Below are 19,831 nucleotides of genomic sequence, written 5' to 3'. Positions count from 1 at the left end.
CCGCCTTGATCCGGCAAATCTCGGTCTTAACCGGATGTCAGTGCACTTGGGGCTAAAGTCCTTGTCCGGCTCGGAGAAATTATTTGCGGCACATTATCAGATGGGGCGCTGCCCTCGCGACGATATTGCTGCTGCTGGCATTGACCTTGACGGGCATGCTCGCTTCGCTCGATCGCCGCCTTGAAGACCTGCGCTATGCGTTGGCCTCGCGCCCGGTTGGCGAGGGAACCGTCGTCGTCGAAATCGACAGCGAAAGCCTTGATCAGGTCGGCGTCTGGCCATGGCCACGGAGCCTGCACGCTGCCCTTCTCGACAAGCTCATGGAAGCAGGCGTCGACGAGGTCGCATTCGACATCGACTTTTCCAGTAGCCGGGACGCGTTCGACGACGCTCTTTTCACTGCAGCTCTGGAGCGTGCCGGCGGCTACGCCTGGCTTGCCGCATTTGCGCAGACCAACGCCGATGGCAGTCTGCATTTTTCGCGGCCATTACCCGAGTTCGCGGCCGCTGCGGACCCTGTTCTCGTCAACGTCCTGCTCGACCCCTTCACCGGCATGGCCCGGCGTCTGCCCATCGCCGCAACCGATAATGCCGGCACGATACCCGCCTTGGCGGTGCAGCTTGCACGGCCCGCTCAGGCTCTGCCCGAAACCCTGGAGGTCGATTTCGGCCTGGACCTTCACGGTCTGCAGCGCGTCAGCTTCATCGACGTCCTCTATGGCCGCATCGACCCGACTGTCCTGGCAGGAAAGCAGATCATCGTTGGTGCCACGGCCATAGAACTGCGCGATTTCTTCACGGTACCGCGCTACGGAGTCATTCCCGGACCCGTGCTGCAGGCCCTGGCCCTCGAAACTCTCAAGTCGGGGCGCATCCTGGTTGATTGGGGTGGGATCCCCGCACTGGTGATCGTGTCGGTATTGGCATTTTTGCTGCTTCTGCGCCGGCGCAAGTCCTACTTGCCCGGTGTGCTGGCAACGCTGAGCGTCGTCGCCCTGTGCGGCGAGATTCTGGCGCTGATCGCCTACGACCAGGCAGGTCTTCTCATCGACACGGCGGGCCTGCACGTTGGCCTTGTCATGCTGCTTGGTCTCGCCATGGCAGACAACGGCTACAACCATCTCCTGGCCCGGCGTTCCGCCCAGCAACGCCTGGAGTTTCTGGCCACCCACGATGCCGCCACCGGACTTCTCTCGCGCCAGGGCCTTGTGGAATTGCCGGCGCCGGACGTTTCACAATTGCTGCTATTGGCTCAAGTGCAGGCGACCGATGAGTTGCGCGCCACGCTGGGACATGACGTGGTGGAAAAGGTCCTGCTGCAGGTGGCACATCGCCTGAGCCATGCCGGATTTCGCCACGTCGCCCGTACCGCCCCCAACAGCTTTGCGCTGCTGCGTGATGACGATGGCGATGCCGACGGCATTGCCCAGCGCGTCAGGCGGCTCAATGCAGCTCTGTCCGGGGAGTACCATGTCGATGGGCACCATTTGTATATCGAGATAGTCACCGGCTACGCGGCCGGTGCCGACACGCGCGAGGAGCTGCTCAACCAGGCCGAGATTGCCTTGATTCAGGCACGAAGCGATCGCGTTCGGTACCGCGGCTTCAGTCCGGCAGACCAGACAGCACTCGACCGGCACCGCCGGCTCGACCGCGACCTGCGCCGCGCCTTGGGACGCAATCAACTGCGCCTGATCTTCCAGCCACAGGTGAGCCTGCAGAACCGCGAAATCATCGGCGCCGAGGCTCTGATGCGCTGGGATCATCCCGAACTGGGCGCGGTCTCTCCTGCTGAGTTCATCCCCTTGGCCGAGGAGACGGGTCTCATTGTCGAGCTGGGCCGGTGGATTTTGGGGGAAGCCTGCCAACAGGCGGCCAGTTGGCCCAGCCCGGTTACTGTGGCCGTCAATGTCTCGCCCATCCAGTTCCAGCACGCCGACATCGTCACCACGGTGGCGATCGCCCTTCAGCGCTCGGGTCTGCCCGCGTCCCGCCTGGAACTCGAGATCACCGAGAGCAGCCGCGTGACGGATCCTGCGCGCATGCATGACATCATGTGGCAATTGCGCAATCTGGGTGTGAGGCTCGCCATTGACGACTTCGGCACTGGCTATTCGTCGCTGAGCTACTTTCGGGACCTGCCCTTCGATCTGGTCAAGATTGATCAGGGGTTTGTGCGCAATCGCACGTCACCGAGCGACCGGGGCCTGCTGGCTGCTATCATCGAGCTTGCCGGCAAGATGAACAAGCTCACCATTGCAGAAGGTGTGGAGGACGAGGAAACCGCCAGCCTCCTGTCCAGCATGGGGTGCACCTACGGCCAGGGCTACTACTTCAGCCGTCCCATATCGGACCGCGAAATGCACGCTATCCTGCCAGTTCAGCAGCACCGGCGCGAAGGCTAGTTGCCGAGCAGGCCCACTCCCAGCCCCACACCATTGCCGCCCACATTCAGCTCGGCCTTAGCCACCTCGAGATCAACGCTCACGCTGGCCCGCTTGTCGTGACCATTGGCGTTGCCATTGCCATCACCGTTGTCCTTGTCGTGGCCATTGGCATTCCCGTTGCCATTGCCACCCGAGTTGCCGTTTCCGCCAGAGTTTCCATTGCCATTGCTATTGCCATGACCCGCGCTTGCCGAAGCCGCAACCCCAAGACCGAATGATGCGTTTGCACTGGCATTGCCGCCGCCATTGGACGCGCCGGCGCCAACTGCGTTGCCGTTGCTGTTACCGTTTCCGTTGCCATTTCCGCCGGAGTTTCCGTTGCCGTTTCCGCCAGAGTTTCCGTTGCTCTTGCCATTGCCGGCAGCCGCACCGGCGGACACACCATTGCTCCCACCTTCAGACGCATCGGCGTTGCCATTGCCATTGTTTGCGCGCGCATTGGCACTCACCGCATTGCCCTGTCCACCGGCATTCACGCTGGCATTGACGTTGGGCACGGCGCGGTTCTTGACCGCCTCAAGCGCTTCTTCTGCCGGCAACTCTCCGCTGAGCACGGCGGCCTTGGCAATGGCAGGCACGGCCTCACCCTCGATCAGATAGATGACCCGATCCGAACCCGGCCCGCTGACATCGACTGGCGCGGACTCGCTGGCGGCAGCCGATTGCCCCCGGACCACATCGACGACCATCTCGTGGACATTGTCCTGAACCTGCACAACTCCGCTAGACACATCCACCCTGGCTTCGCCATTGCGATAGGTCACAGTGAACTGCGTGCCCTTCACCACGGCGGCAAGTACAGGCGTCTGTACCGAAAAGTGCTGCACATTGCGCCGCTCGGCCTGAATGGTCACCTCGCCACGGCTCTGGATGACGCTGGTCATCTTTTGTCCGATGGCATCGCGAATGGTGATTTCCGTGCCGGCGGCCAGGGCTATGCGTTCCTGTCCGCGCACCAGCTCTACGCGCCCGTCCCCGGCCGTGCGCACTTTGCCACCATCGGGAACCACGTCGCCGCGCTGCAGGATAACCCAGCCGCCGCGCTCATACTGCATCACGCTGCCGCGCAGACGATCTGCAATCCACTCATCGGCCAAGGCCACCGAGCTGAAGCATACCAGGGCCACAGCCGCTAAGATTGATTTGCCAAAGCGCATGGGTTTCTACCTCCAGGCGAGCTCCTGCCCGCAATATTGGAGGCCATTTCGCGGCTACAATCCTTAACCGGGGCTTATGTCCAACCGCGTCATCGTGCGCCAGAGTTAACGGAAAGCCCCGGGAAAACACTGCATTTGCAGGTTCACCCGGACGCGACCGCGCCTAGCGCCCGGGTTGTACGACATCTTGGAGTAGTAGCACCCGTTGGCGAGCCACTAATCGTCGTCATCATCGTCATCATCGTCATCGTCGTCGTCCCCGCCGCCACCTACGCCAGCACCGCCGCCGCCAGCACCACCGCCGCCAGCACCACCGCCGCCGCCACCGGCGCCAGCACCACCACCGCCACCACCACCGGCGCCGCCGCCGTCACCATCGTCCCCGCCACCGGAGTCGTTGTCTTGAGCAGGAGGTGCCGCGGCGGGAGCGGGAGGGGGCGGTGGACTAAAAGTTGAGAGTGACCGGAATGATACCGCCCCCGACTGGGATGTCGCCTCCAGGCCAGCCGCTTGAGCAGCTGCCGAAGCGCCGACGACTGGCACTCCGTTCACCGTGTAGACGGTGTTGGACGACCCTGGGCCGGAGACCATCAACGGCGCGTCGGTCCCCGCAGAAGCTGACTGGCCAACGACAACATCGGCGACAATGTTGTTGGTGTCCTGTACCTGCACCACGCCACTGTCCACCTCCACGGTAGCTCGGTTCCTCGAAATCGTGACTGTGAACTGGGTCCCCTTGACCACGGCCGCCAGCATCGGTGTGTTCACTGAAAAATGCTGGACATTGCGCTTGTCGGCAGAAATCGTCACGCTTCCCAGATGGTGCTCGACATTGGTCATCTTCCGCCCCTGCGCTTCATGTATCGCGAGGAACGTCCCGGGCCCCATGTCGATGACCTCATCGTCGCGAACCAATTCCATCCGGGAATTGTATAGAGTACGGACGTGATGCGAGTTCTTGACGATGTCGCCAACGTTCAGCGGATGCCATTCACGCCCGTCATAAAGCTGCGCATCCCCTCGCAAACGGGCTACCGTCCACTCGCCTGCGACGGCGAGTAAGACTGTTTGCAGCACCAGGAACAATGCGATGAGTAGGCGCGCTGAAGAACGCATTTGGTTTCCCCCGATAACACAACGGGAGAGTGCGCAGGGACACCTTAATCAGGCCCTTGCGAAAGCCTTCGTGCTCACTTCCGCCGTTCACACCGCGCCCGTTGGTTAATGCAGTGCTACGGAATATCTGTGCTTAGAATTCCAGCCCGGCCGGAACCGGCGGCGGCGCGTGCAGCACTGTAATCCGCACCCGCTCATTGGCCGCCATATAGGGGTCATTGGGGAAGAACGGTTCATCGGTCGCGCGGCCTGACACGGCCTTGAACCGGTCATCGCTCATGCCGAATTCACCCAGGATAGACCGCACCACATTGGCCCGGTCGGCCGAGAGTTCCCAAGGCCCGTAGCGTGGATTGTCATAGCGCCCGCCCGCCGCGGTATGGCCGGAAATGGTCACCTGCGCATTGAGTTGCTGCAGGATCGGTGCGATGGCGGCAATGGCGGCCCGTGTCGGCTCCAGCGGATATTTCGATCCCTCGGGGAACATCGGCCGTCCCTGCTGGTCGACGATCTGGATATCGAGCCCATCCCTGGTCTGCTCGATCAGCAAATTGTCCATGAACGGGGTGATTTCCGGCAGCGACTGCCAGGCCTGCTTGATACTGGCCGCGGCGCTGTGGAAGGCCTGAGTGTCGATGGATTTGAGATTGAACTCGCTGTCGCTGCTGGCCTCGCGCTCGCTGCCCTGTTCCCGGGCCGGCCCGCCGATATGGACGTCCACCGTGCCCTCGTCCGAGCTTTGGGGAGAAGCGGGACGATCCTCCACAATATCCGCCGAGGAGCCGGACATCTGGTTGCCCGAATTGTCCATGGCATTGCCGCCCATCACGCCGCCAGCGCCGCTGGTGGTCATGCTTAGCGAAGCGGGCGCGAAGTAATTCGCCAGCCCTTCCTTCTGCTCCGGGGTCGTCATGCTGATCAGCCACATCAGAAGGAAGAAGGCCATCATCGCGGTCACGAAGTCGGCATAGGCGATCTTCCAGGCGCCGCCATGGTGCGCGTGGCCGGCCTTTTTGACCTTCTTGATGATAATGGGCTGGTCGTAATTCGCCATTCTGGCTGATCCGGACTGTTGCTATCAGGTCGTGGCCGGCAGCGCCGCAGTGGCAGCCTCGACCTCGGCAAAGGTCGGGCGCACTTCGCTCATCAGCGCCTTGCGCGCGAACTCAATGGCCATGACCGGCGGTTGGCCGCCGATATGAGCCAGCAGCCCAACCTTGAGCGACAGGAAATACTTCGACTCCGCCTCAAACGTGTTCTTGAGCGATTGCGCCATCGGCCCGAAAAAGCCATAGGCCACGAACACGCCGAAAAACGTACCCACCAGCGCGCCGCCGATCAGGTGGCCCAGCACTTCGGGCGGCTCGGTAATGGCGCCCATGGTCTTGATCACACCCAGCACCGCGGCCACGATGCCGAGCGCGGGCGTACCGTCGGCAATCGCCTGCATGGCCGACACCAGACGTTCCTGCTCCTGGTGGTGCGTTTCCAGTTCCTCGTCCATCAACGCGTCCATCTCATGCACATTGTTGGACCCCATGGTCACCATGCGCATGTAGTCGCAGACGAATTCCACCGCATGGTGGTTCTTGGCAAAGGTCGGAAAGGCATTGAAGAGCGTGGAGTTGTGCGGGTCCTCGATATGAGGCTCGATGCCGAGAATGCCCTTCTGCTGGATGAGCTTGTACATCGAGAACTGCAGGCCCAGCAGTTCCACATAAGCGGCCTTGTTATATTTCGGCCCCTTGAACAGCGTGCCGAACATGGAGGGCACAGCCTTGAGCACAGGCCCGCCATTGGCAATGATGAATGCGCCGATCGCCGCGCCCAGAATGATCACGAACTCGAAGGGCTGCCAGAGCACCTCCACGTGGCCGCCCATCGCCGAATAGCCGCCAAACACGCAGGCAAAGACGACGACGATACCGATAATCAGACGCATTGGGCTTACTCGAACGCGGATACAACACTGGCACAGGGAGGCCGAAACGCCGCCTCCTCGCCCCGCATAATGGTCTGATCAGGCTTAACAGGGGGTGTATGGACTGCCTCGGCCTTGCCGTGATCAATCCGCCATCAGATCGATCTCTGGCCGGCCTTCCCCGGACTGGCTATGCGTGTGCACCACCAGCGGCCGGATCTCCATGCGGCCATATTGCAGGATTGGATCATCCTCAAACAAAGGCATTAGCGCATCCATGCTTTCGGCCTCGAGCAGCAGGAACCCACCAACCACTTCCTTGCTTTCCGCGTAGGGCCCGTCCGTCGCAATCAGGCTTCCGTCGTCCATGCGCAGCGATCGGGCCGTCTCCAGCCCGGCCAGCGGTGAAGCAAAGATCAGCTGCCCACTCGCCCGGAGCTTGCGGTCATGCTCGATGGTGGCGTCATCGAGTTTCCGGAAGTCCTCTTTTGTCAGGTGATCCATCGAGCCGGGCTCGAAATATACCAGCGCCATAAACCGCATCGTCGTCCTCCAATCATGGTCTGACCATGCGACGAACAACACCAGCCAATTTCGACTGGAGCAAACAAATATCCCCGCTTTCGCGGGGACTTCTGCACCTTCTAGACCGTGCCGCGTTCCTTTCGGATCTTCAGCACCTTGTCGATATCGGCGGCCGAATGCCGCTCATGCAGGTGCTCGTCTTCCGGTCCGCCAGCCGCGTTGACACAGCGCCCGCGCTTGACCGGCTCGCGTGCGTCGACCTGCTTGGCCCAGCGGATCACATTCTTGTAGGTGCCCACGTCGAGGAATTCGGCGGCATTATAGGCACGCCCCAGCACCAGACCCCCATACCAGGGGAAAATGGCCATATCGGCAATGCTGTAGTCGCGGCCCGAGACGAATTCATGCTCAGCCAGTTGCCGGTCGAGGACATCAAGCTGACGCTTGGTTTCCATGGCGTAGCGATTGATAGGATACTCGAGCTTTTCGGGAGCATAGGCATAGAAATGTCCAAAACCGCCGCCGACGAAAGGGGCGCTGCCCATTTGCCAGAACAGCCAGTTCAGCGTCTCTGCCCGCTGCGCCACATCCTTTGAAAGGAAGGCGTCAAACTTATCGGCGAGATAAACCATCATCGATCCGCTTTCGAACAAGCGAATGGGCGTTTCCGGACCGTAGTCCATCATCGCCGGGATCTTCGAGTTCGGATTGACCGAAACGAAGCCCGAACCAAACTGGTCCCCCTTGCCGATATTGACGAGATAGGCGTCGTATTCCGCATCATGCCCGGCCGCCAGCAGCTCCTCAAGCATGATGGTGACCTTCTGCCCATTGGGCGTTGCAAGCGAATAGAGCTGCAAGGCATGCTCGCCACGCGGCAGGTCCTTGTCATGTGTCGCCCCGGCTATGGGCCGGTTGGTGCTCGCGAAGGCGCCTCCGTTTTCCTTGTCCCAGGTCCAGACTTTGGGCGGCACATATTCATTCATGACAAGGCTCTCCGGCTGTGTGGTGAAACAAGCGATTCATTCATCGCCTTTCGCCGATATAAGCACAGAATGCGGCAGGCGTAACCCACCCCCTCGCAAACTTGCCAGTCGACCAGCGCACAGCTACTGCTCAGCCATGCACAGTCCCGCCGCTGCCCCCTTCGAAATCTACCTCGTCGCCACCCCCGGTCTGGAAGCGCCGCTTCGCGACGAGGCCCTGGCGGCCGGCTTTCCCGACGCCACCACGACGGACGGTGGCGTCGCTTTCATGGGCACCTGGACCGATGTCTGGCGCGCCAATCTGATCCTGCGGGGTGCCACCCGCGTCCTGGCCCGCATGGCCAGCTTCCGCGCCATGCATCTGGCCCAACTCGACAAGCGCGCCCGCAAGCTGCCTTGGGCCGATTGGTTGCGCACCAATATGCCGGTCCATGTCGAGGCCAGTTGCAAGCGCTCGCGCATCTACCACGCCGGCGCCGCCGCCCAGCGGGTCGCCACGGCCATCCGGGAAGAGCTCGGCGCCCCGATCGCCGAGGATGCCGCGCTGCGCATCATGGTCCGCATCGAGGATGATCTGGTGACCATCAGCATCGACACCACCGGCGAGTCGTTGCACAAGCGCGGGTTCAAGGAAGGCGTTGCCAAGGCCCCGATGCGCGAGACCATGGCCGCGATGTTTCTGCGGCAATGCGGCTACTCCGGCACCGAACCGGTTCTTGATCCAATGTGCGGCTCGGGCACCTTCGTGATTGAGGCCGCTGAAATCGCCCTCGGCCTATATCCCGGTCGCGGGCGAGATTTCGCCTTCGAACACCTTGTGAGCTTCGATCCCGGTAACTGGGCTGATCTCCGCAAATCCAAGGACCTCACCCCAACAGCACTGCGCTTCTTCGGGTCGGACCGCGACCCCGGTGCGATCCGGATGGCTCGGGCCAATGCCGAACGCTCAGGCGTGGCCGACGTAACCCGGTTCGAACAGCTGGCCATTGAGGACCTGGTTCCACCAGACGGCCCCACCGGCCTCGTCATCATCAACCCGCCCTATGGGACCCGCATCGGCCAGAAGGGCCCGCTGATCGGCCTGCACCGCACCCTTGGGACCGTCCTCAAGTCGCGTTTTGCCGGCTGGCGCGTCGGCATCGTCACCGCCGACAGGCAATTGGCCGAGGCCACCGGCCTCGCCTTCGAGCCGGCACTACCTCCGGTGCTGCATGGCGGCATCCGTGTCGGGCTTTACCGCGCCAAGCTGTAGGTCCCTCTTCACCTCTCCCTCTGGGGGAGAGGTCGGCGCGAAGCGCCGGGTGAGGGGGCGTTTCGACCTAGGCCGCCCGCTCCCCTGCCTCGGCGACGTCTTCCAGCCGCACAAAGCCCCGCCTCAGCGCCGCAAACACAGCTCCGTCGATCCCGGAGCCCACGTCTTTCTCCATGATGTCGAAGGCCGCCGAGACAGGCATCGCCTTGCGATAAGGCCGGTCCGCCGTCAGTGCGTCAAATATGTCGGCGACAGTGACGATGCGCGTGTCCAGATCGATGGCCTCCGCCCTGATACCGCGTGGATATCCACCACCACCAAGCTTTTCGTGATGGTCGCCCGCGATCCGTGCCATGTCGCGGAAAGCTGCAATCTTGGACAGGATGGTCCGGCCCAGTTCCGGATGCCGCCTGATCTCGGCCCATTCGTCCTCATCCGGCTTGCCGTTCTTGTCGAGCACGCTGTTTGAAACCCCCAGCTTGCCGATATCGTGCAGCAATGCGGCGCGCTTCAGCCAGCGCCGGCGCTCGGGCTCATATCCCATCTCTTCGGCGATGAGATCGGCAAAAAGCGCCACCCTGTCGCTATGCCCGGCCGTGAACGGGCTCTTGGCGTCCACCACTTGGGCAAAGCCCGCCGCGATCTCGTCCAGATAGTCCTCGTCCACGGCCCTGGCGAGCGCCTTGGGTTCCAGCGCAACAACCCGCTCCGCCAGGTCATTGGCTCTAAGGACGTCCCAAAAGGCATCGTCGCCTCCGAGGGCTTTCATCTGTGCCACCAGCCTCGGGTCAAACCAGCGCCCCGACCGCTCGCTGATCTCCGCCAGCGCCGCCTGCGCGCCACCGCGCATGAAGAAAACGTCCACCACCTGCGACAGCAGCGCAATCTGCCCGAACCGGGAGATGGATCCCTCAGCCAGACCTTCCGGCTGGCCGCTACCGTCCCAGTGCTCATCGAGGTCGAGAATGCCGCGCGCGACCGCCTCCGAGAACCGCATCGACCGGGCAATCTCCGCCCCGCGCTGACAGCGTGTCTCGATCAGTTCCCGAGAAATCTCCCCACCATTGCGCGCGATATGGACCAGGGTCTGCAGTCGTTCGACAAAGCCCGATTTCCGCGCCGTATTGGCAATCAGAAATCGCAAGATCTCGGGCAGCTTGTTATCCACGACCTTGTAGGCGCTTTTGAAGTTCAGATCATCAGCCAGATAGAGCTGACAAATCCGCGCCGCATTGGAACTGCAGCCGATATCCTTGAGCAACAGCGTATAATAGAGGTCTGAAAGCGCCGCTTCGCTCATCCCCAGTCCCCGCCCGACATGCATGCCGATCCAGCAGCACCTCAGGCTGTGGCCCACGGGTTGCCCCTCGGTAATGTCGAGCGCGAAGCTCAGCGCCCCGACCACTTCGGACAAATGTATGACGTCATGTTCGGTCATGGTCTCGCATCTCCAGCGACACCGACCCTAAGCGGCAATGCTTAAGCGAATATCCTCGCCTGCCCATAGGAACAATTTGAACCAAATACTAACCATACTGGCAGCCATGCGTGCCGGTGATGCAACGAAAGCGGTCACCGGCGCTTCACTCCTTGCCAATCGCCGATCGAGGAGGCGCGGAAATGACCGAGATCAAACGCATCCTGGTAGTCGAAGACCAGCCTTTGCTGCTGCTCGAACTCGCGGACCAGCTGGCCGAGCTGGGCTACGACGTCCGGACAGCAGGCAGCGCCCGCACGGCGAGCTATATGATGGACCAGACCGTGGATGGTCTCGTCACCGATATCGAACTTGGCGACGGTCCCGATGGCCTCGTATTGGCACGCCTTGCAGCTCGGACCCGCCCCCGCCTGCCGATTGTCGTTGTTTCGGGCGGCGTGCGCCCCGCAGCGGCACAATTGCCGCCCGGTGCCGTTTTCCTGCCCAAGCCCTATTTGGTGGCCGACATTGTCGCCGCCCTCTGCGCCCAACAAACCGCACGGGCCGCCTGACCGGCACGGACCGTCATATGCCTGTCCCACCAATCCGCTAGTTTGGGCGTTCCCTCGACTAGCTGGCGGCCGCCATGGACTTCCTCCACGATTTCCTCCTGCCCCTGGCGAACTCACCCTGGATCTATGCCATTGCTCTGGCCCTGGTGGTTCTGGACGCTGTCTTCCCTGTCTTTCCCAGCGAAGTCCTCGTCGTCGGCCTCGCCTCGCTCGCCGCAGCCAGCGCAGTGCCTGACCTCATGCTGCTCGTGCTGGTCGCCTCGGCCGGCGCCTTTGTTGGCGATATGCTAACCTATACAATTGGCCGGCAGATCGGCATCCGCCGCCTCCAATCCACCCGCTTCCGGCCATTGGCGCGGATGCTGCGCTGGGCCAGCCGGCGCCTCGGCCCGCGCACCGGCATGGTCGTGCTGACCGCGCGCTTCATTCCGTTTGCCCGGCTGGCGGTCAATCTGGCGGCGGGCAGCACCGGTTATGCCTTCGCCCGTTTCGCCCCTTTCTGCCTCGCCGCAGGCCTCGCCTGGGCGATCTACAATGTCACCATGGGCTATCTGGCCGGCCATTGGTTCAGGAGCCAGCCGCTCCTCGGCATGGCTATTGCCATAGCGCTCGCCGTGCTCCTCGGCTTCGCGCTCGACCTCGGCGCCGCGCGATGGCGCAATCGCCGCCATCCGCCGGGCGGTGGAACAAGCTCGGGTCTCCGACGTTGATCAGGTACCGACAAGAAAAGGAGATCTGACAATGGATTGGAATCGCATCGAAGGCAGTTGGAAACAGTTCTCGGGCAAGGCCAAGGAAAACTGGGGAAAGCTGACCGACGACGACATGGCCCAGATCAATGGCAATCGCGAGCAGCTCGAAGGCAAGATTCAGGAGCGCTACGGCAAGACCAAGGACGAGGTCCGCAAGGAAGTCGATGACTGGTCCAGCCAGATGCACTGATCCAGCCTCCGCTGTTGAAAAAGGCCCGGCACTGCGCCGGGCCTTTTCCTTTTGCCTATTCGGCCTTGGTGATCTTCACGATGCTCGACGTGCCCGCGCCCCGGTTCTCCGTCACCGCATAGACCGCGCCATCCGGACCGACCCGAACGTCTCGAACCCGCGCACCGACATCCACACGCGCTTCCTGTGCCACCCGGTCGTCCGCCATGTGCAGCACCACCACGGCTTGGGCCACAAGGCCCCCGACCAGGAAGTCACCCTGCCATTCGGGGAAGGCGTCACCATCGTAATAGGCCATGCCCGAGGGCGCGATGACCGGGTCCCAATAATAGACCGGCTGTTCGGTCTCCGCGCTCTGGGTGATCCCACCCTCGATCGGCTCACCGCCATAGGTGATGCCATAGGCCACTTCCGGCCAACCATAATTCTTCCCCGCCTCGGGCAGGTTCAGCTCGTCCCCGCCCCTGGCGCCGTGCTCCACAGTCCATAGACGGCCCTCATCGTCCAGCGTCGCCGATTGCACATTCCGGTGCCCCAGGCTCCAGATGCTGTCGAGCGCATCGGGATTGTCCATGAACGGATTGCCCTCGACCGGTTCGCCTTCAGGCGTGATCCGGAAGATCTTGCCCAGCCCGCTCTGCAGCTCCTGAGCCTGGTCGCGGATGGGGTCGTCGGAGCGTTCACCAACGGTCACATAGAGATTGCCGTCCTCGGTCGGCACAATCCGCGAGCCGAAATGCAAGCGCCCGTCATAGCTTGGCTCCTGCCGGAAGATCACCTCGACATCCTCAAGGCTGGCGCCGCCATCCTCCGCCAGCACCAGCCGGGCCGAGGCAACCGAAGTGCCATTGCCGTCTTCGCGCGGTTCGGAGAACGACACAAAGATACGCCCCGAATCTGCAAAATCATTGGCCAGCGCCACATCGAGCAGCCCACCCTGCCCCACCAGGTCCACCTCCGGTAGGCCCGTGATCGGCTCGCTGACCTCACCATCCTGGGTGACGATGTGCAGCACCCCCGACTTTGCCGTCACCAGCATCCGCCCATCGGGCAGGAATTCCATCGCCCACAGATGGGGCAGGCCCTCGGCAATCACCTGCTGATCCGTCTCCACGGGTTGCTCGGGCTGCGGCGCCCGTGTCTGGCCTTCAAAGGCCGGGGTCTGGTGCGGCGCGTTCGGTGGCGCGGTCTCCACCGGCTGGCCCTGCGCAAGGACGGGACCGGTCAGCACGGCCACCGAAAGCATTGTACTGGCCAGCAGGCGTGGCGTGAGGGACATGATTTTCTCCTGTCGATCATCCAATGTGACAATCGCCTAAGCCGGCGTCGGCCATATCGTTGCCTGCCAGCCAATCACGATAAGTTTGGCCCCTGGCGGCCGCCGCTTTGCCGGTCAGGCCGGCCCCGTGCTAGCATTCGTGTGCAGCAAAACTGGAGAGCTTGCGCATGCCCGGGCACCGCATCTATGCCACCAGCGTCGCCAGCGTCTATCCGCTCTATGTCACCAAGGCCGAACGCAAGGGGCGCAGCAAGGCCGAGGTCGACGAGATTTTCCGCTGGCTCACGGGCCACGACCAGAAAAGCCTGGAGGCCGAACTGGCCAATGGCACGAGTTTTGAGGATTTCTTTGCCAGGGCCCCTCGCCTCAACCCCAATCGCACCCAGATCAAGGGTGTCATCTGCGGCGTGCGGATTGAGGAGATCGAGGAGGAGACCATGCGCGAAATCCGCTACCTCGACAAACTCGTGGACGAACTCGCCAGGGGCAAGGCGATGGCGAAAATCCTGCGCGCCTGACAGGCCTATTCGAGCGCCAGTTCCAGGTCCTCGCAGCGCACCCACCACTGGCTCGGCATCGCCACCTCACGCAGGCGTCCCAAAAACCCCTCATCCACGCCGAAATCGATCAGGCACAATTCCTGCCCTTCCGAGGTCAGCTTGCTGATATCAATGACCGTGCAGTCCTCAGGCTGGATATCGCCATTGCTGCTGACGAACTGCTCGAGATCCTGCTGGCTGGGACAGGCAACCGGATCGGCACCAATTTGCGCCGCAGCCGGGAGCGGAACGAAAAGGCCGGCTGCGAAGGCTGTGGCGAGGGCAAGGGTAAGGCGTTTCATGTTGCGGCTCCTTGGAAACATCTCCAAGGCATCACGCGCGGCAGCCCGATAGGTTCCCTCCCCGCCTGATGCGGCCGGACAATTCTAGCCCTTCACCTGCACGATCTGGATGAGATTGCCGCAGCTGTCGTCAAACACGGCCATCATCACTGCACCCGCATCCATCGGCTCGACAGTAAACTGCACGCCCTCCGCCTTCAGCCGCGCGACTTCGGCGGCAATATCGTCCACCATGAACGAGGCTGCGGGGATGCCGTCGACCACCAATGCCGCCTTGAACGGCCCGACCGCCGGATGATCGCTGGGCTCCAGCAGCAGCTCGGTTCCATCCGGATTGTCCGGCGACACCACGGTCAACCAGCGATTGCCCCCGCCCAGGTCGATATCGCGCTTCACCGCGAAACCCAGCCGGTCCCGATAAAATTCCAGCGCCTTCTGCTGATCATCGACAAACACATTCGTCACATAGATTTTCATCTTTGGTCCTCTCACCGGTTTGAGTGTTCATCGTCACCTCCCCCTCCACGGGGGAGGCAGCGACGCGTGGCCCGCTGGGCCCGGAGCAGAGCTAGTTGGGGTGTCGGCACGTCCGGTCCCTCACAACAACCGCCCCAGCCACGCCTTCTGCGCCGCCCTGAGCGGCCACAGCTCCAGCCGGTGCAGCTTGGTCCGCCCTGCCCGGGTCACTTGGACCAGCCCCGCCTTTTCCAGCACCTCAAGATGCTGGCTCACCGCCTGCCGCGACATGACCGGCTGCCCCTTGGCCACGGCGCCCGCACACAATTCGAACAGCGACTGATCCGGCCGCTCTGCCAGCCGATCCACGATCCGCCGCCGCGTCGGATCGGCCAGAGCCTTGAAAAGCGCGTCAAGTTCGTCGGGGGTCATGGCTGCTTATACGCAAGTATCTTCTTGCATGTTTATAGGCAAGCAATTGCTTGCATGTCAACTTTGAACCGGCGCTTCGCGCGAGATCCTGCCGAAGCAAGGAATTCAGGTGAGAAGGCCACGATTGCCTGGAGCGTCCTGCCAGAAATTCGTGCCGGTGGCACGCAGTGAGCGGGGAAGCTACATTCCCGCCGTATCATCTCACCGCCAGACGACCTACATAGGGAAAACCTTAGTGTGCGCCCGCCCGAACCGGTCGCCCTCATCTTAGCCGAAGTCAGGATTTTTCAGTGAGTGTAGCTTTTACCAAGGAAGACAGCGCCGAGACGGCCGCCGAAACCATGCTGCCGGAAAAGCCCATTCCCGCAGGCCCCAACCTGGTGACCGCCAACGGGCTGGCGCAACTCCAGCGGCAACTGGCTGAGGCTACCGCCGCCTATGAAGCCGCCCTCGCCATCGAAGACATCAACGAACGCCGCCGCCAGGCGGCCAATCCCTGGCGCGACCTGCGCTACCTCAACGAACGCATCCGCACCGCCCAACTCGTGCCGCCGCCAGAGAGCAACGACCTCGTCGCCTTCGGCTCCCGCGTCACCTTTCAGCGCGACGACGGCCGCACCCAGACTTTTACCGTGGTCGGCGAAGACGAAGCCGACCCCAAGGCCGGCACCCTGTCCTTCGCCTCACCCCTCGCGCGGGCGCTGATGGGCAAGGCTGTGGGGGATGTGGCCGTGCTGGGCGAGGCAGAAGTGGAGATTGTGGGGATCGGGTGAGCCAACCACAGTTGCCACCTCCACCGCCCCCTAAACCTCCCCCTGACAGGGGGAGGCACCGCCGCAAGGCCCGTAGGGCCGTAGCAAAGGTAGGAGGGGGTGTGCGATCTCCTAACTTGCACTCCCCACGGCATGCCCCGAAAATGCTCGCGAGCCACCCGAGGACAGCATGAACTCTCTCTACGACGACGCCGACCTCTATGACCTGGTGGCACCGCGCGATGCCGACATGGAGCAGTTCTATGTGAAGGCAGCAGGCGGGACGGGCCGCCGCGTCCTCGAACTTGCCTGTGGCTCCGGCCGTTTCACGGCTCCGCTCGCGGCCAGCGGCGCAGACGTGACCGGCGCCGACCTATCCCCCACCATGCTTGCCCGCGCTCGCCACACCCTTGCCCGGGAGGACCTGAAGGCCGAGTTCGTCGAATGCGACATGCGCGACGTCGCGCTTGGCCGGCAATATGACGCAATCATCATGGCCGCCAATTCGCTCATGCACTTGCACACCGAGGACGATTTCCGCCGCGCCTTCTCGGCCATCCGAAAGCATCTGGCGCCAGACGGCGTATTTGCCTTCGACGTCTACGTGCCCAGTGCGCGCCTCCTGAGCCTGCCGACTGACGAACGCCAACCGCTTGGCACTTTCCAACATAAGGTTCTCGGCACAATCACCGTCGAGGAGACGATCGCCTACGATCCCGTTACCCAAATATCGCGCGCCAACTGGTATTGGTCCACCGAGACCGAAAGAGACTTTCGCCGCACGCGCCTCGACCTCCGTCAGATCTATCCGCAGGAACTCCCGCTCCTGCTTTCCTTGGGCGGCCTCAAACTTGCCCATAGGTTCGGCGACTTCGACCGCAGCCTCATGACGCGACACAGCTTTCGTCAGGTTTGTCTGGCCGTGGCCGTATAGTGCTTGGTTTCACACACGCGGTGTCACCCCACCCATGCTGAGAGGCTTCGTATGTTGACGCGAACTCTTACCGCCACGATGCCCGAAGGCGACATCGATGTCCCCATCACACTCCACGTCCCCATCCAGGGCGATGGCTACTGGGAGTGCCAGTTTGACATTGGCTGGCCCGAAGGCGGCAAGTCGTCGCGCGCCCGGGGCTTTGACAGCATGCAGGCGACCTATCTGGCCATGCAGGCCATCGCCGTCCATCTCTATGCCAGCCACTACCATGCCGAAGGCAAACTGCGCTGGGACAAGCCGGGCACTGGCTATGGCTTCCCCATGCCCAAGCCCGGCTACGACGACCTCATCGGCGAGGATCGTATCGCCCAGGTCCCGGATTGATCACCACCCCCTTCCCTTCCGCCGACTCTTCCGCTAGACAGCCCGCTTAACCACCATGTTCGGTCTTTTCCCCTGCGCCGCAGTGCTCAACTGCAGCGCGGGTTTCGCGCGGACGGGTGTGTCCGGGCGATTCTCTCCCTCGTCCGGCGCCTGGTGCTGTCAGAAGAAGTGGTCCACTTTTTCGCCCCGGCAGCGCCACCACGACTGAGTTGAACGAGCCAGAGCGAGCCCCGAATGCCAAAGCGTACCGACATCAAATCGATCCTCATCATCGGTGCGGGTCCGATCATTATCGGGCAGGCTTGCGAGTTCGATTATTCCGGCACCCAGGCCTGCAAGGCGCTCAAGGAAGAGGGCTACCGGATCATTCTGGTGAATTCCAATCCGGCGACGATCATGACCGATCCGGACCTGGCCGACGCCACCTATATGGAGCCGATCACCCCCGAAGTGGTCGCCAAGATCATCGAGAAGGAGCGCCCCGACGCGCTCCTCCCCACCATGGGCGGTCAGACGGCTCTAAACTGCGCCCTGTCGCTGCGCAAAATGGGTGTCCTCGACAAATTCAACGTCGAGATGATCGGCGCCACTGCCGAGGCCATCGACAAGGCCGAGGACCGCGAACTGTTCCGCGACGCCATGAAGAAGATCGGGCTCGAAACCCCGCGCTCCATGCTCGCCCATAATTCCATCGAAGCCCTGCAGGCGCTCGAGGTCATCGGACTGCCGGCCATCATCCGCCCCAGCTTTACCCTGGGCGGCACAGGCGGCGGCATTGCTTACAATCGCGAGGAATATCTCGCCATCTGCGAAAGCGGCATCGACGCTTCGCCCACCAATGAAGTTCTGGTCGAGGAAAGCGTCCTTGGCTGGAAGGAATACGAGATGGAAGTTGTCCGCGACAAGAAGGACAACTGCATCATCATCTGTTCCATCGAGAACATCGACCCGATGGGCGTCCATACCGGCGATTCGATCACCGTCGCCCCGGCCCTGACGCTGACCGACAAGGAATACCAGATCATGCGCGACGCCTCTCTGGCGGTGCTGCGCGAGATCGGGGTCGAAACCGGCGGCTCCAACGTCCAGTTCGGCATCAATCCCAAGGACGGCCGCATGGTCGTCATCGAGATGAACCCGCGCGTGTCGCGCTCCTCGGCGCTGGCGTCCAAGGCCACCGGCTTCCCCATCGCCAAGGTCGCCGCGCGCCTCGCCGTCGGCTACACGCTCGACGAGCTGGAAAACGACATCACTGGCGGCGCCACCCCGGCCAGCTTCGAGCCGACCATCGACTATGTCGTCACCAAGATCCCGCGTTTCGCCTTCGAAAAATTCCCCGGCTCCGACCCGCGCCTCACCACCTCGATGAAGTCGGTGGGCGAAGCCATGGCCATTGGCCGCACCTTCCAGGAATCGCTGCAAAAGGCCCTGCGGTCGCTCGAAACCGGGCTGACCGGCCTCAACGAAGTCGGCATTCCCGGCCTCGGCGAAGGCGAGGACAAGAACGCCATCAAGGCCGCGCTCGGCACCGGCACGCCCCAGCGCCTGCTCCATGTCGCCGAAGCCATGCGCCTGGGCGTCTCCAACGAGGACATTTTCGACGCCTGCAAGATCGATCCGTGGTTCCTCGAGCAGATGCGCGGCATCGTCGACATGGAAGCCAAGGTCAAGGAATTCGGCCTGCCGCAGGACGCCGCCACCCTGCGTATGCTCAAATCCATGGGCTTCTCCGACGCCCGCCTGGCCCAACTCGCCAATCTCAAGGTCTCCGACGTCCGCAAGCTGCGCCACAGCCTCGACGTGCGCCCGGCCTATAAGCGCATCGACACCAGCGCGGCCGAATTTGCCTCGCCCACCGCCTATATGTATTCGACCTATGAAGCCCCCTTCGCCGGCAAGGTCGATGACGAAGCCCGCCCCTCCGACCGCAAGAAGGTCGTCATTCTCGGTGGCGGCCCCAACCGCATCGGCCAGGGCATCGAGTTCGACTATTGCTGCTGCCATGCGGCTTTCGCGCTGGCCGATGCCAGCTACGAAACCATCATGGTCAACTGCAACCCCGAAACCGTCTCGACCGACTACGACACCTCCGACCGCCTCTACTTCGAGCCGCTGACCGAGGAAGACGTCATCGAAATCCTGCTTACCGAAAAGCAGAATGGCACCCTTCATGGCGTCATCGTGCAGTTCGGCGGCCAGACCCCGCTGAACCTGGCCGAGGCCGTGGCCAAGGCCGGCGTGCCGATCCTGGGCACCCAGCCCGAAGCCATTGACCTGGCCGAAGACCGCGACCTCTTCATGAAGCTGGTCAACAAGCTCGAGCTGACCCAGCCCAAGAACGGCATCGCCTACTCGCTGGAACAGGCCCGCCTCGTCGCCGAGCGCCTCGGCTACCCGCTGGGCATCCGCCCCTCC

General features: G+C 62.6%; 21 protein-coding genes. 10 read left to right on the top strand and 11 right to left on the bottom strand.

All coding sequences use genetic code 11. The annotated features are described in order from the left end of the window. The first annotated feature begins 83 nt into the window (after nt 1–83). Nucleotides 84–2,405 carry an EAL domain-containing protein gene (locus QZ564_RS13090; protein ID WP_297110560.1) on the top strand — a complete coding sequence of 774 codons (2,322 nt, stop codon included), beginning with the start codon at nt 84–86 and terminating at the stop codon, nt 2,403–2,405. On the opposite strand, the gene QZ564_RS13085 is transcribed toward QZ564_RS13090, so the two are convergent. The 6 genes from QZ564_RS13085 to yghU form a co-directional block, all read right to left on the bottom strand. Then, a complete protein-coding gene (locus QZ564_RS13085) occupies nt 2,402–3,604 on the bottom strand; it encodes a FecR family protein (protein WP_297110557.1) in 1,203 nt (400 codons plus the stop codon). The genes QZ564_RS13090 and QZ564_RS13085 overlap by 4 nt on opposite strands. Nucleotides 3,605–3,820: 216 nt before the next feature. Continuing rightward, nucleotides 3,821–4,720: a FecR family protein gene (locus QZ564_RS13080; RefSeq protein ID WP_297110554.1), complete on the bottom strand. Its 900-nt coding sequence runs from the start codon at nt 4,718–4,720 to the stop codon at nt 3,821–3,823. Nucleotides 4,721–4,853: 133 nt separating this feature from the next. Continuing rightward, the gene (locus tag QZ564_RS13075) at nt 4,854–5,774 is read right to left on the bottom strand and encodes a flagellar motor protein MotB (protein ID WP_297110551.1); all 921 of its coding nucleotides are present in this window, start codon (nt 5,772–5,774) and stop codon (nt 4,854–4,856) included. Between the two features lie 24 nt (nt 5,775–5,798). After that, a complete protein-coding gene (gene motA / locus QZ564_RS13070; protein WP_297110548.1) occupies nt 5,799–6,662 on the bottom strand; it encodes a flagellar motor stator protein MotA in 864 nt (287 codons plus the stop codon). 123 nt (nt 6,663–6,785) lie between these two features. Continuing rightward, on the bottom strand, nt 6,786–7,184 hold the full coding sequence (locus tag QZ564_RS13065; RefSeq protein ID WP_297110544.1) for a YciI family protein: 399 nt from the start codon (nt 7,182–7,184) through the stop codon (nt 6,786–6,788). 101 nt (nt 7,185–7,285) lie between these two features. Then, nucleotides 7,286–8,152: a glutathione-dependent disulfide-bond oxidoreductase gene (yghU, locus tag QZ564_RS13060; protein WP_297110542.1), complete on the bottom strand. Its 867-nt coding sequence runs from the start codon at nt 8,150–8,152 to the stop codon at nt 7,286–7,288. A 136-nt stretch (nt 8,153–8,288) separates the two neighbouring features. Between yghU and QZ564_RS13055 the strand changes: the two genes are divergently transcribed. Beyond that, entirely contained in the window at nt 8,289–9,404 is a 1,116-nt protein-coding gene (locus tag QZ564_RS13055; protein WP_297110539.1) for a class I SAM-dependent RNA methyltransferase, read from the top strand. A 67-nt stretch (nt 9,405–9,471) separates the two neighbouring features. On the opposite strand, the gene QZ564_RS13050 is transcribed toward QZ564_RS13055, so the two are convergent. Further along, nucleotides 9,472–10,842 carry an HD domain-containing protein gene (locus tag QZ564_RS13050; RefSeq protein ID WP_297110536.1) on the bottom strand — a complete coding sequence of 457 codons (1,371 nt, stop codon included), beginning with the start codon at nt 10,840–10,842 and terminating at the stop codon, nt 9,472–9,474. Nucleotides 10,843–11,024: 182 nt separating this feature from the next. On the opposite strand from QZ564_RS13050, the gene QZ564_RS13045 reads away from it, so the two are divergent. The 3 genes from QZ564_RS13045 to QZ564_RS13035 all read left to right on the top strand — a co-directional run bounded on the left by QZ564_RS13045 (nt 11,025) and on the right by QZ564_RS13035 (nt 12,335). Further along, the gene (locus QZ564_RS13045) at nt 11,025–11,393 is read left to right on the top strand and encodes a response regulator (RefSeq protein ID WP_297110533.1); all 369 of its coding nucleotides are present in this window, start codon (nt 11,025–11,027) and stop codon (nt 11,391–11,393) included. Nucleotides 11,394–11,467: 74 nt separating this feature from the next. Then, a complete protein-coding gene (locus QZ564_RS13040; RefSeq protein ID WP_297110530.1) occupies nt 11,468–12,103 on the top strand; it encodes a VTT domain-containing protein in 636 nt (211 codons plus the stop codon). Between the two features lie 31 nt (nt 12,104–12,134). After that, nucleotides 12,135–12,335: a CsbD family protein gene (locus QZ564_RS13035; protein ID WP_297110527.1), complete on the top strand. Its 201-nt coding sequence runs from the start codon at nt 12,135–12,137 to the stop codon at nt 12,333–12,335. 55 nt (nt 12,336–12,390) lie between these two features. On the opposite strand, the gene QZ564_RS13030 is transcribed toward QZ564_RS13035, so the two are convergent. Further along, the gene (locus QZ564_RS13030) at nt 12,391–13,581 is read right to left on the bottom strand and encodes a PQQ-dependent sugar dehydrogenase (protein WP_297110603.1); all 1,191 of its coding nucleotides are present in this window, start codon (nt 13,579–13,581) and stop codon (nt 12,391–12,393) included. 200 nt (nt 13,582–13,781) lie between these two features. Between QZ564_RS13030 and QZ564_RS13025 the strand changes: the two genes are divergently transcribed. Beyond that, nucleotides 13,782–14,132, top strand: a complete 351-nt coding sequence (locus tag QZ564_RS13025) for a DUF2200 domain-containing protein (protein WP_297110525.1) — start codon at nt 13,782–13,784, stop codon at nt 14,130–14,132. A gap of 5 nt (nt 14,133–14,137) precedes the next feature. Here the strand turns inward: QZ564_RS13025 and QZ564_RS13020 are convergent, their stop codons facing one another. The 3 genes from QZ564_RS13020 to QZ564_RS13010 form a co-directional block, all read right to left on the bottom strand. Continuing rightward, complete coding sequence (locus tag QZ564_RS13020; protein WP_297110522.1) at nt 14,138–14,455, bottom strand: hypothetical protein; 318 nt, start codon at nt 14,453–14,455, stop codon at nt 14,138–14,140. Between the two features lie 84 nt (nt 14,456–14,539). Next, complete coding sequence (locus QZ564_RS13015) at nt 14,540–14,932, bottom strand: VOC family protein (RefSeq protein WP_297110518.1); 393 nt, start codon at nt 14,930–14,932, stop codon at nt 14,540–14,542. Nucleotides 14,933–15,052: 120 nt separating this feature from the next. After that, a complete protein-coding gene (locus QZ564_RS13010; RefSeq protein ID WP_297110515.1) occupies nt 15,053–15,343 on the bottom strand; it encodes a metalloregulator ArsR/SmtB family transcription factor in 291 nt (96 codons plus the stop codon). A gap of 290 nt (nt 15,344–15,633) precedes the next feature. Between QZ564_RS13010 and greA the strand changes: the two genes are divergently transcribed. The 4 genes from greA to carB form a co-directional block, all read left to right on the top strand. Beyond that, a complete protein-coding gene (greA, locus tag QZ564_RS13005) occupies nt 15,634–16,116 on the top strand; it encodes a transcription elongation factor GreA (protein ID WP_297110512.1) in 483 nt (160 codons plus the stop codon). A 169-nt stretch (nt 16,117–16,285) separates the two neighbouring features. Then, a complete protein-coding gene (locus QZ564_RS13000) occupies nt 16,286–17,029 on the top strand; it encodes a class I SAM-dependent methyltransferase (protein WP_297110509.1) in 744 nt (247 codons plus the stop codon). 51 nt (nt 17,030–17,080) lie between these two features. Beyond that, a complete protein-coding gene (locus QZ564_RS12995) occupies nt 17,081–17,416 on the top strand; it encodes a hypothetical protein (protein ID WP_297110506.1) in 336 nt (111 codons plus the stop codon). Nucleotides 17,417–17,650: 234 nt separating this feature from the next. Continuing rightward, nucleotides 17,651–19,831 (top strand): carbamoyl-phosphate synthase large subunit (gene carB / locus QZ564_RS12990; RefSeq protein WP_297110503.1); only part of this gene is annotated, 2,181 nt, incomplete at its 3' end.

The sequence above is a fragment of the uncultured Devosia sp. genome (genome assembly GCF_913055165.1).
GTDB lineage: Bacteria > Pseudomonadota > Alphaproteobacteria > Rhizobiales > Devosiaceae > Devosia.
The sequence above is the reverse complement of the archived record's forward strand: the minus strand, read 5'-3'. Positions and strand labels throughout refer to the sequence as shown.

Excerpts from the sequence above, each read along its gene's own strand:
- QZ564_RS12995 (WP_297110506.1), top strand. The coding sequence starts at position 17,081 with ATGTTGACGCGAACTCTTACCGCCACGATGCCCGAAGGCGACATCGAT.
- QZ564_RS13050 (WP_297110536.1), bottom strand. The coding sequence starts at position 10,842 with ATGACCGAACATGACGTCATACATTTGTCCGAAGTGGTCGGGGCGCTG.
- QZ564_RS13040 (WP_297110530.1), top strand. The coding sequence starts at position 11,468 with ATGGACTTCCTCCACGATTTCCTCCTGCCCCTGGCGAACTCACCCTGG.
- QZ564_RS13085 (WP_297110557.1), bottom strand. The coding sequence starts at position 3,604 with ATGCGCTTTGGCAAATCAATCTTAGCGGCTGTGGCCCTGGTATGCTTC.
- QZ564_RS13035 (WP_297110527.1), top strand. The coding sequence starts at position 12,135 with ATGGATTGGAATCGCATCGAAGGCAGTTGGAAACAGTTCTCGGGCAAG.
- QZ564_RS13000 (WP_297110509.1), top strand. The coding sequence starts at position 16,286 with ATGAACTCTCTCTACGACGACGCCGACCTCTATGACCTGGTGGCACCG.
- QZ564_RS13030 (WP_297110603.1), bottom strand. The coding sequence starts at position 13,581 with ATGCTTTCGGTGGCCGTGCTGACCGGTCCCGTCCTTGCGCAGGGCCAG.
- QZ564_RS13025 (WP_297110525.1), top strand. The coding sequence starts at position 13,782 with ATGCCCGGGCACCGCATCTATGCCACCAGCGTCGCCAGCGTCTATCCG.
- QZ564_RS13020 (WP_297110522.1), bottom strand. The coding sequence starts at position 14,455 with ATGAAACGCCTTACCCTTGCCCTCGCCACAGCCTTCGCAGCCGGCCTT.
- QZ564_RS13010 (WP_297110515.1), bottom strand. The coding sequence starts at position 15,343 with ATGACCCCCGACGAACTTGACGCGCTTTTCAAGGCTCTGGCCGATCCG.
- QZ564_RS13080 (WP_297110554.1), bottom strand. The coding sequence starts at position 4,720 with ATGCGTTCTTCAGCGCGCCTACTCATCGCATTGTTCCTGGTGCTGCAA.
- yghU (WP_297110542.1), bottom strand. The coding sequence starts at position 8,152 with ATGAATGAATATGTGCCGCCCAAAGTCTGGACCTGGGACAAGGAAAAC.
- motA (WP_297110548.1), bottom strand. The coding sequence starts at position 6,662 with ATGCGTCTGATTATCGGTATCGTCGTCGTCTTTGCCTGCGTGTTTGGC.
- QZ564_RS13055 (WP_297110539.1), top strand. The coding sequence starts at position 8,289 with ATGCACAGTCCCGCCGCTGCCCCCTTCGAAATCTACCTCGTCGCCACC.
- QZ564_RS13075 (WP_297110551.1), bottom strand. The coding sequence starts at position 5,774 with ATGGCGAATTACGACCAGCCCATTATCATCAAGAAGGTCAAAAAGGCC.
- QZ564_RS13065 (WP_297110544.1), bottom strand. The coding sequence starts at position 7,184 with ATGCGGTTTATGGCGCTGGTATATTTCGAGCCCGGCTCGATGGATCAC.
- QZ564_RS13015 (WP_297110518.1), bottom strand. The coding sequence starts at position 14,932 with ATGAAAATCTATGTGACGAATGTGTTTGTCGATGATCAGCAGAAGGCG.
- QZ564_RS13045 (WP_297110533.1), top strand. The coding sequence starts at position 11,025 with ATGACCGAGATCAAACGCATCCTGGTAGTCGAAGACCAGCCTTTGCTG.